The sequence below is a fragment of the Mycobacterium sp. P7213 genome, from assembly GCF_900604305.1.
Lineage (GTDB): Bacteria > Actinomycetota > Actinomycetes > Mycobacteriales > Mycobacteriaceae > Mycobacterium.
Window position 1 is genome coordinate 25075 of the sequence record NZ_UWOA01000031.1, and the last position, 10799, is coordinate 35873.

Genomic DNA, 10799 nt, shown 5'->3' on the forward strand with positions numbered 1-10799 from the left:
ACGATTCTGGAGGGCCCGCCGTGGCCGGGTCCCAGGACAGCGACATCCTCAGTCGCGTAGACCGCGCATCAGAATTCGTTCCCACATCCGATCGGTCAACATCGCTCGCGCCAGCACGGTCGCCTTGCCGGAGAGCCCGACCACATAGCGCGGCTTGGGATTCTTGGCCCGGACCACGCGTAACACGGCACGCGCGACCACGTCGGGTTCGATCATCACGCCGCTCTTATTGGAGAGTTCACGAGTGTTGTCCGCGTAGCGGATCTTGAAGCTGCCGTAGGGATCATCCTCGGCGTACGACGGTCGTGCCTCTTGTTGCGAGGTGACGAACGGAGTCCGCACCGCTGTCGGGTCCAGCAGCACCACTCGCACTCCGAACGGCGCGACTTCGGCGCGCAGCGAGAGCGACAGCGCCTCCATGCCGTACTTGACCACGTGGTAGCCGCCGGCCCCCGGACTGGCGAAACGTCCGCCGGTGCTGCCGATGTTGACGATCACGCCGGCCCCGCGCTGGCGCATTCTCGGCAGGACCGCTTGAGCTAAGTGAAGTGTCGCAACGACATTGGTTTCGAACAATCTGCGCAGGTCATCGAGAGCCACTTGTTCGAGCGGACACGTCAGGGGAAATCCGGCGCTGTTGACCAGAACATCGACCCCGCCGTGTTCGGCGGTGATCTCCGCGATGAGCTGGTCGACCGCAACCTCATCGGTGACGTCCAGGGCGCGGGCGATCAGCCCGCGTTGCGAAAGACGTTGCAGCGCTTCGGGGTTACGGCCCACCGCGAAAACGCGGTAGCCGGCGGACTGTAGTCGATCTGCGGTCGCCTCGCCGATCCCGCTCGTCGCCCCGGTGACCAGCGCTACCGGGGTCATCGGGTGCCGGTGTTCCCGGAGTGCACGGGCGCGGGGTCCGCGCCGGACTCGGCAGGCACCAACTCGATGGGCAGGTGCTCCAGACCGCGCATGGTCGCATTGACCAGGTAGCGATACTCCCCGGCCAGTCGGATGGCCTTGACGTGGGGGATCAGCTGCGTCAGCACCCGGCTGACTTCGATGCGGGTCAGGTGGGTGCCCAGGCAATAGTGCGCGCCGCCGCCGAACGCCAGGTGATCGGTCGGATTGCGGTCCAGGTCGAAGGTGTCAGGATCTGGGTAGTGCGCCGGGTCCCGATTGGCGGCCGCGTACAGGATCAGCACTCGCGCGCCGGCCGGAATGGTGTGGTCGCCGACCCGGTAGTCGCGGGTTGCGGTCCGGTAGAAACCCTGGACCGGGGAGACCAGTCGCAGTTGCTCTTCGATCGCGGCGGGGATCAGCTCAGGGTGTTCGCGTAGCCGGGTGTAGACGTCCGGACGCTGCGCCAGCGTCAGAAACAGACCCGAGATCAGGTTCGTCGTGGTCTCACTACCGGCGCCGACCAGCATGGACGCCGTCCAGAAGACCTCGTCGTCGGAGAGCGTGTCCACACCGCTGGGCGCCGCCAGCATCGAGATCAGGTCGTCGCCGGATTCCGCGCGGCGCGCCTTGATCATCGGATCGAGGCTGCGGTGCATCGCGATGACCGCCTGGCTCGAGCGCATGTTCATCGCCATCCCACGCAGGTTCAGCGGTGCGAACGCGGCCTCATTGATGGTGTCCGCCCATTCCAGGAACTGGTGCCGGTCTTCCTGCGGTATTGCCAGCATCATGGTGATCAGCCGGTTGGGCAGCGGCTTGGCCAGATCGGCCACGATCTCGACGCGTCCGCGCTTGATCATCGCGGCGACGAGCTCGTCGGCGGCACGATTAATGTTGATCTCCCACGACTTCATCGCGCGGGGGGTGAAGGCACGAGACACCGACCGGCGCAGCCGGGTGTGCACCGGCGGGTCGGTGGCGTTCATGGTCTGCAGGCGGACCCGGAAGCGGGCCTGGCTCTCCGCCGACGACAGCGCCTCGTCGTCGCGCAACGCCTGGCGGACCTCGTCGTAGCCCGGGATGATCCAGATGCCGCGCTTGCGGCTGTACCAGACCTTCGGACCGGACAGCAGCGTGCGATATCCCGGGTAGGGATCGTGCATCGTCTCGGGGGCGAACGGGTCGAAGTCGGTCAGCGGCGCGGTTTCGCGTCGGGTCAGCACATACCGGTAGGCGGTTGCCCGGTCGCGAGCCACCCCGATGAGCCCGTCGGTGCCGATCTTGAGCAGGCTGGCGCGAAAGCGAAGCCGACGCGTCAGTTCCTTCTGGTCCATCTGGCGAGCCCCTCCTCAGGATCGTCGGGTGTGGAGCGCGATTGGCCCGCGCCTGGCCCGCGGGTGGCTAGCCGCCACCCTAGCCCGGTGGCCGCCGTCGCCTGCAGGGACGTCGGTCACGAAAGAAGCGCCGGAGCGCGGGGACCTCAGTCCCGACTCGCTCCGGCGCTTCGACGCGGTGTCCTCAGTCTTTGACGAGGTCGAAAATGCGGTAGGTGATCTCGCCGCGGTCCAGATCGCGGTAGAACAGCGAACCCTCCACCACGGCGAACTCCCGGGCGAAGCGGCGCAGGAAGAACGGCATCCGCTCGTTGATCAGGTCGTTGGAGCGGGGCGAGTTGGCCGCCAGGCCGCGAACGACCTCGCGGCTGATGTCGCGCTCGTTGACCAACCGCAGCGGCGGGGTGGCCAGGGTCTGCTGCCAGGACTCGATGTCTTCCTTGGCGCGGAAGTCGGTGTGCAGGAAGTGCCCACCGGGACGCAGCACCCGTCCCACTTCGCGGACGAACTGGGCGAAGTCGGGGTAGATGTGCGACGCCTCGACGTTGACCACCGCGTCGAACGAGTTGTCCGGGAACGGCAGGTTAAGTGCGTCACCCTGCACGAAGTCCAGCCCCGGCACCTGGTGGCGCTGCTGACAGAAGGCGACACCGTCCGGGTTGAAGTCCAGGCCGGTGTAAGAGGCGGGCTTGAGGGTGCGGGCTAGAAAGGAGGCGCCGCCGCCGTGGCCGGAGCTGACTTCGAGCACGTTCTTGCCGGCCAGGTCGATCTGGGTGGCGGTCTGGTGGTAGAGCTGGATTGAGTACCGGTTCTCTTCGTCGGCCTCGTCGAGCTTCAGGCCCAGCGGCGGGTCCTGCTCATAGCCCCAGTTGAGGAAGACGACGTCGTCGTGTCCCATGCGCTTGGTCATGAACGGGTACCAGTACTTGAAGGCCTTCTTGTACAGCGGCATCGCCGAGATGCGGTACACCAGATCGGCGCCGACTTTTTCCAAGGTCTCAGATGGGGAACGCACCATACCGAAAGTATGGCACAGCGCAGACGGAGCTTCAGACCTCGGTGAGCTGCGCCGGCAACTGCGCGCGTTGCGGCTCGCCGCGGTACCGCGACGGCGCACCGTCAATCTTGCAGATGCGCCACATCAACCGCGCCGCGGGATTCATCAGTCCGAGTTCATGGCAGACCATCCGCACATCGGCGAACATGTCCCGCCAGGTCTGGCGTGCGTCCGGGTTGCCGAAGAACCACTTCTTGCGCGCCGACTTGGGAACATCGAACTCGCGGAAGAATTTGCGGGGCGGCACCACCATCGCCTGCCCGAGCATGCGCATGACGACGGGCACATAGAGCGAGAGCATGAACCGGCTGCTCCACCACAGCCGTGGCACCCGCCGCTGCAGGTACTGGTGGGCGAACGAGATGTGCCGGGCCTCTTCGGCGACGTGGATTCCGATCATCCTCCGGACGATCTCCGGGACACTGTCCTCTTCCCGAAGGGCAAGGGTCTGCAGGTAATCGAACGGGACCTCGCCCGCCAGGACCCCGAAGAAGAACGAGTTGGGCAACGGTCCGGCGTACAGCGGCACGATCGGGGAGAGCAGGCGCAGCCACCGCGGCATGCCCGGGACATCGACGCCGATGCGGTTCACCAGCTCCTGGAACATCAGCGTGTGGTTGCATTCCTCGATGCACTCGTGCAGGCAGTAGCGGTACTCCGGCGAGCCGTTGGGAACCCAGAACGTGTAGTGCATCAGGCCGCGCACCAGAATGCCCTCGAACTGCACGCCGACCTTGGCCATGTTGGCCTGACGCCACATGCCGATCGCGATCTTCTTTTCCAGGGGCTGCGCCTGGTACCACGGGTGGCGGCCCAGCGGGTCCGCTCCTGACAGCACCCAACGGGAGTCGTCCGTCTTGACCGCGAGTTCGGGATCATTCCAGTCGATGTCCACGTACGGGTTGAAATTGCGTCGCACCGAACTTTCGGACAGCGTCGCCAAGGTTTCGCCGTAAGCCGCGTCGCCCCCGACGTACATGGCGTTCTTCAGCCGTCGAACGAAGTAGAAAAGGGCATAGGGCACCGACGCGACGGCAATCGAGCCGGCCAGCAACCAGCAGATGTCGATCACGACGGTCGGCATACGGACCCATTCCCCTTTTCCTGGCACGCACCTCATGGGGCGTAGCCGAGCCGAAGCTTACCGTCAAGTTTGGCAAAACAGTAAGGTTTAACCGTCCACTTGAGTGTGATCGGCATCATGTTGGTACCAGCCGGCAGCCATTACTTTATCTTCCGGTCGAGGGCCGCCGGAAATCGGGCTGACCTGCACGTACAGCGATATATTGCGGCGTTGGGGTAGCGTGTTCTCCTTATGGGGACCCAGCAATATGACGCCGTCATCGTGGGCGCGGGCTTCGGCGGCATCGGTGCGGCCATCCAACTCAACAAGCTGGGCTACGACAACATCGTGATCGTCGACCGGCTGGATGGGCTCGGCGGAACATGGCGGGTCAACCACTACCCGGGGCTCTCCGTCGATCAGCCCTCTACTACTTATTCCTACTGGTTCGAACCCAACCCCTACTGGTCGCGACTGTTTGCCCCCGGCAATGAGGTCCAGGCCTACGCCGAGCATGTGGCCGACAAGTATGACGTCACGCGTTTCATGCGCTTCAACACGACCGTCGACGGCGCCCAGTGGGATGAGGACGCCAAACTGTGGCGGACCTCGCTGGCCGGCGGTGAGACGCTGACCTCGCAGTTCCTCATCGTTGCCACCGGCTTCCTGTGCCAGCCCAAGATCCCGGAGATCCCCGGCATCGAGTCGTTCGCCGGCCATATCGTCCACACCGCGCAGTGGGACCACGAGTACTCGATGGCGGGCCGTCGGGCGGCCGTCATCGGAACCGGGTCCACCGGGATCCAGGTGATCCCCGAGTTGGCCAAAGAGGTCGCCGACCTGACGGTGTATCAGCGCACCCCGATCCTGGTGACCCCCAAGTCCGACGTGGTGTTCCCGCCCGTGGTGCAGCGGATGTTCGCCCGGGTGCCGTTCACTCAGCGCATCGTGCGGTGGCTGACCGACAACACCACGGATTTCATGATGGTCCTGACCATGTGGCGCTACCGGCGCTTCAAGTTCCTCAACAAGGCGATGGCGGCCCAATCGGCGCGGCATCGGCGCCGGGCGGTGCGGGATCGTGAACTCGCCGAGAAGATGCGGCCCGATTTCGACTTCGGCTGTAAGCGTCCGTCGATCTCCAACGACTACTACCCGACGTTCGCCAGGCCGAATGTGCACCTCGTGACCGAGGGGATCGAGCGGATCGAACCCGACGGCATCGTGGCGCGGGACGGCACCAAGCGCGAGATCGACACCTTGGTGCTGGCGACGGGATACGACGTCTGGGAGGGTAACCTGCCGGCGATCGAGGTGATCGGTCGCGGCGGGCGCAACCTGGGCAAATGGTGGCGTGAGACCCGTTTCCAGGCCTATCAGGGCATGACGGCCCCACAGTTCCCGAACTTCATCAACATGGCCAGCCCGTTCTCCTGGGTCGGGTTGTCCTGGTTCAACACCGTGGAGTACCAGACCCGGCACATGAATCGGCTGTTCGGTGAGGTGCGGCGGCGTCAGGCGCAGACGTTCGAGGTCACCGAGGAGGCCAACACCCGCTTCTACGAGCGGATGATGAGCCTGCTGGACAACTCGGTGTTCCACCTGGGCAACTGCGCGACATCGAATTCCTACTGGTTCAACCAGACCACCGGGGAGGCGCCACTCTTCCGTCCGACCTCGGTGCGCAGCGCCGTGAAGGAGCAGGATCACTTCCCGCTCTCGGACTACCAGATCGGATAATTTCCGCTGCTACGGTCCTGAACAGGGGGTTACAGTGATCGTTTGGGCAAAATGTCGGATGAGGGGCATCAGACAATGACGCCTACACATCACCTGATCCAGGGGGGCGGGTCGTCCGTGGCCGCATTCGTTCGTCGCTTCGCCTTGCCGATAATCCTGGGCTGGGTGGCCCTCACCGTATTGGTGAGCGTCGCCGTGCCGCCGCTGGAGCAGGTCGCCAAGGAACATCCGGTGTCGTTGAGCGCCAAAGACTCACCGTCGATTCAGGCGATGGCACGGCTGGGGCATGTCTTCGCGGAGTCCAACACCGACAGCGCGGCGATGATCGTCATCGAAGGCGACGAGCCGCTCGGCGACGCCGCTCACCACTACTACAACGAGCTGATCGCCCAGCTCAACGCCGACACCACACACGTGCAACACATTCAGGACTTCTGGGGTGACCCGCTGACCGCGGGTGGCGCCCAAAGTTCGGATGGCAAAGCCGCGTTGGTGCAGCTGAACCTCGCCGGAAACCAGGGCGAGGCGCTGGCCAACGATTCGGTCGAGGCGGTCCGCGACGTCGTGGCCCGCACACCCGCTCCGCCCGGGGTCCGGGCATACGTCACCGGCCCGGCGCCGATGGTCACCGACATGAACACCAGCGGCGACCGAGCGGTGCTCAAGATCCTGGTGGCCACCGTCTCGGTGATTTCGCTGATGCTGTTGCTGCTCTACCGATCATTCAGCACCGTCGCGCTGTTGTTGGCCGTGGTCGGGATCGAGCTGGCCGCGGCGCGCGGAATCGTCGCCGTCCTGGGGCATTACGGCCTGATCGGTCTGTCCACATTCGCGATCAACATCCTGGTCACCTTGGCGATCGCCGCCGGCACCGACTACGGCATCTTCTTCATCGGCCGCTATCACGAAGCCCGCCATGCCGGCGAAGACCCGGAGACCGCGTACTTCACCACCTATCGCGGGGTCGCCCACGTGGTGCTCGCTTCGGGCCTGACCATCGCCGGCGCCACATTCTGTCTGAGCTTCACCCGATTGCCGGTCTTCCAAACCATGGGCGCGCCCTGCGCGGTCGGCATGCTGGTCGCGGTGGCGATCGCGCTGACGCTGGTTCCGGCGGTCCTGGCCATCGCCACGCGTCACGGTCTGCTCGAACCCCGCCGCAAGATGTCCGATCGCGGCTGGCGCAAGGTGGGCACCGCGATCGTGCGCTGGCCGGCTCCGATCTTCTTGGCCGCCTGCTCGATCGCGCTTATTGGCCTGCTCGCGCTGCCGGGCTACAAAGTCAGTTACAAAGACCCGTCGTTCATCCCGCAGGACACTCCCGCCAACCTTGGCTGGGCCGCTGCGGCGCGACACTTCCCGGAATCGCGCCTGCTCCCCGAGGTGGTGTTGGTCGAGTCCGATCACGACATGCGCAACTCCGCGGACTTCCTGGTGCTCAACAAGCTGGCCAAGAGCATCTTTGCCGTCGAGGGCGTTGCCATGGTGCAGGGCGTGACCCGCCCGGAGGGCACCCCGCTCGGTCACACCTCGATTCCGTTCCTGCTCAGCATGCAGAACGCCGGGCAGATGCAGAACCTTGACTTCGTCAAGAGCCGGGTGGCCGACATGCGCCAGCAGGCCGACGACCTCGAGGGAACCATCGCCTCGCTACAGCGGATGTACGCGCTGATGCAGCAGTTGGGCACCAGCACCCAGCACGCGACCGGTGTCTCGCGCGAGGCGATGGACCTGGCTCAGCAGGTGCGCGGCGACATCACCGACCTGAACCAGAATTCCAAGGCGCTTCGGGAATCGGTTGAGAAGCAACAGAATTGCGGCAGCGACTCGACCTGCTTGTCGCTGCGCGCGGCGTATGCGTCGATGGACGGCACCCTGCTGCTCACCGACAAGATCAATGAGCTGGCGCCGGACATGAGCAACATCGATGTGGTGACGCCCCAGCTACTGGAGATGATGCCGGCGCAGATCGCGGCACTTCGCAGCCTGCAGACGATGATGCTGACGTTGCACAGCACCATGTCGGGCATCATGGCGCAGATCGAGGAGGTCGGCGGCGACTCCGCAGCGATGGGCCAGGACTTCGACGCGGCGAAGAGCGACGACTCGTTCTATCTCCCGCGGGAAGCCTTCGACAACCCGGACTTCAAGCGCGTGATCCAGCTGTTCCTGTCGCCGGACGGACACGCCGCGCGGTTCTTCGTCACGCACGATGGCTACCCGGCGACCCCGGAGGGCATGGCGCGGGTCAATCTGATCAAGAAGGCCGCCACCGAGTCGTTGAAGGGCACCCCGCTGTCTGGCGCCAAGGTCTACGTGGCGGGCACCGCAGCGCTCTTCAACGACTTGCAGGGCACCGCCGACTACGACCTGCTGATCGCCGGAATCACCTCGCTGGCAATCATTTTCATCATCATGTTGCTGATCACTCGAAGCTTCATCGCCTCCGTGGTGATCGTCGGGACGGTGCTGGCCTCGCTGGGGGCGTCGTTCGGGTTGTCGGTACTGCTGTGGCAGTACATCTTCGGCATCAACCTGCACTGGCTCGTGCTGGTGATGTCGGTGATCATCTTGTTGGCGGTGGGCTGTGACTACAACCTGCTGCTCGTCGCTCGGTTCAAAGAGGAGATGGGCGCCGGACTCAAGACCGGCATCATCCGCACCATGGGTGGTACCGGCAAGGTCGTCACAGCGGCCGGGCTGGTGTTCGCCTTCACCATGGCGTCCATGCTCGTCAGTGATCTGCGGGTGGTGGGTCAGGTGGGCACCACCATCGGGCTCGGTCTGCTGTTCGACACCCTGGTGGTGCGCTCATTCATGATGCCGTCGATGGCGGCGCTGCTGGGGCGATGGTTCTGGTGGCCACTGAACGTGCGAGAGCACCCCCCGCGGGCGCTGCCGGTCGCGGTGCCGGCCGCGGCCGCCGCCACCCAAGGCAAATCCGTAGCGCATGATCGGACATTCGAGGACATGGTCGCCACGGCGTTCCCGGAGCTGTCCGGCCGGCCGACGGACGAAGAGCGGCCCACTGAAGATCGATCCACCGAGGTGCTGGCCTCGATCCAGCCGCCGGAGGAAGAGACCGACCACTGAGCCGGAGCCGAACCGGCTCTGGTCAGCGCGGCACCGCGTGGGCTAGATTTGCACGAGCCCCGATTGTAGAAATGATTCGCGGGGTCTGATGGGGTGCTCGACGATGCCCACCGGCGTCTGTTGAACCGCTCGGAGGGAGCGCCAGATATGTCCGATGCAGCCCTTTCTGCGGCGTTGGAGCGTGAGCATCTGCAGATCGACGCCGGGATCAGAGCCTTCCTGGAGGACCTGGAGGCCGGCAGGGTCGACGTCGACGGCCTCAGCGCCACTTTGGCTGTGCTGCGACGCCACATCTACCTGGAGGAACAGTTGCTGTTCCCGCCGATCAGCAGCGGAGCCCACATGATGGCGGTCTTCGGGATGATCCGAGGCCATGGCGAGATCTGGCGCACTATGAACGCTCTCGACGATCTGACGCGTGCCGGCGCCGATCATGCCACCCTGCGCGGCGCCTGTTGCCGGCTGCTGGACCAGTTGGCCGACCACAACAAGGTGGAGGAGCCGGTGATCTACCCGGCCGCCGACACCGGGCTGGCACCGGAAGTGGCCGCCGAAGTGGCCGAATTTCTTGCCGCCGGCCGGATGCCCGACGGGTGGACCTGCGCACGAGGGGCGGCCTGAGCCGCATCTAAGCCCGGCGGTTCAGCGAGGCTCGACGAAGGAGAGGCGAAGCTGGGACCGCCGAATCGGCCCGGCGGTTCAGCGAGGCTCGACGAAGGAGAGGCGAAGCTGGGACCGCCGAATCGGCCCCGCGGTTCAGGCTTCGCGAGCGATGAGCGCCGAGAGGCCGGCGTGATAGGCGGCCAGGCTGTGCCGCCATCCGATGTCGATCGCACCACCGCTATCCACGGCTACCTCCGCGCCTACGTGCACATACGGCGCGGGCGGCACCAGCGGGACGATGTCGAGGAAATTCACCACGCGGTAACAGCATTCGATGGCGGCATCGAACGCGGCCTTGAAATCGGGCACGCCGACGCGTGGGCCACCGAAGGTGGTCAGCCGCGGCTCGACGGTGTTCGGGGGCATCCCCTGAGCGACGTCCGGTGCGGCCAGCACGGCCAACGCGCCTCCGAGGCTGTGCCCGGTGATCAGGATCTGGCTGCACCCGCTGGTCGCTGCGGGCAGCTTGGCGGCAATGGAGGCACGGACGCAGCCGTAGATGTCCTGGAAGCCGGCGTGCACCTGGCCGAATCCCACCACCGGCGTGTAGGGGGCCGGGACGAAGTCGAAATCGGCGATCCAGTCGGCCACGTCGGCGCTGCCGCGAAACGCGATGAACGCGGTACCACTGGCAGTGTCGTGGCCCATCAGTCCAAAGATGTTGGTGTCCTTGGCCATCGCCGTCGCGGGATGCTGCGCGGGCAGCGCGGCCAGGTGAGCCCGGTCGGCCTTGATCAGGGCGGTCTGGTTGAAGCCGGGCGGCAGCGTAGGCGCTGCGCCGGACATCACGGTGTTGGCCGCCGACGCCAGCGGCAGCACCACGTCGCGGGCGTACGACGGGCTGAAGGCCACGTTGAACAGTGTAGAAGCCCCAGCCCTGCCAGAGTGGGTGCCGGCGGCAGGATTTAGACTCCTCACCAACGGCATTGAACCGGCAATCACCGGGGAGCCTTCG

At 65.3% G+C, this 10799-nt stretch carries 7 protein-coding genes and 1 pseudogene; 3 read left to right on the forward strand and 5 right to left on the reverse strand.

The genetic code is table 11. The features are described 5' to 3' along the window. Nucleotides 1–48: 48 nt before the first annotated feature. From EJK91_RS13375 to EJK91_RS13390, 4 genes are all read right to left on the reverse strand, one after another. Nucleotides 49–873, reverse strand: coding sequence for an SDR family NAD(P)-dependent oxidoreductase (locus EJK91_RS13375; protein ID WP_024440383.1), 825 nt, complete (start codon nucleotides 871–873; stop codon nucleotides 49–51). Continuing rightward, a complete protein-coding gene (locus EJK91_RS13380; RefSeq protein ID WP_125079178.1) occupies nucleotides 870–2228 on the reverse strand; it encodes a cytochrome P450 in 1359 nt (452 codons plus the stop codon). Before EJK91_RS13380 ends, EJK91_RS13375 begins: the two co-directional genes overlap by 4 nt. Nucleotides 2229–2412: 184 nt before the next feature. Further along, the gene (locus EJK91_RS13385; protein ID WP_046300145.1) at nucleotides 2413–3180 is read right to left on the reverse strand and encodes a phthiotriol/phenolphthiotriol dimycocerosates methyltransferase; all 768 of its coding nucleotides are present in this window, start codon (nucleotides 3178–3180) and stop codon (nucleotides 2413–2415) included. A gap of 97 nt (nucleotides 3181–3277) precedes the next feature. After that, on the reverse strand, nucleotides 3278–4264 hold the full coding sequence (locus EJK91_RS13390; protein ID WP_024440386.1) for an AurF N-oxygenase family protein: 987 nt from the start codon (nucleotides 4262–4264) through the stop codon (nucleotides 3278–3280). Nucleotides 4265–4600: 336 nt separating this feature from the next. On the opposite strand from EJK91_RS13390, the gene EJK91_RS13395 reads away from it, so the two are divergent. The 3 genes and pseudogenes from EJK91_RS13395 to EJK91_RS13405 all read left to right on the forward strand — a co-directional run bounded on the left by EJK91_RS13395 (nucleotide 4601) and on the right by EJK91_RS13405 (nucleotide 9802). Then, a complete protein-coding gene (locus EJK91_RS13395; protein WP_046300133.1) occupies nucleotides 4601–6088 on the forward strand; it encodes a flavin-containing monooxygenase in 1488 nt (495 codons plus the stop codon). Between the two features lie 75 nt (nucleotides 6089–6163). Beyond that, nucleotides 6164–9001: pseudogene (locus EJK91_RS13400) on the forward strand (MMPL/RND family transporter); the annotation flags it as partial. A gap of 327 nt (nucleotides 9002–9328) precedes the next feature. Continuing rightward, nucleotides 9329–9802, forward strand: a complete 474-nt coding sequence (locus EJK91_RS13405) for a hemerythrin domain-containing protein (RefSeq protein WP_024440389.1) — start codon at nucleotides 9329–9331, stop codon at nucleotides 9800–9802. A gap of 135 nt (nucleotides 9803–9937) precedes the next feature. Here EJK91_RS13405 and EJK91_RS13415 read toward each other — a convergent pair whose 3' ends face one another. Continuing rightward, nucleotides 9938–10696: a lipase family protein gene (locus tag EJK91_RS13415; protein WP_024443150.1), complete on the reverse strand. Its 759-nt coding sequence runs from the start codon at nucleotides 10694–10696 to the stop codon at nucleotides 9938–9940. Nucleotides 10697–10799 lie beyond the last annotated feature (103 nt).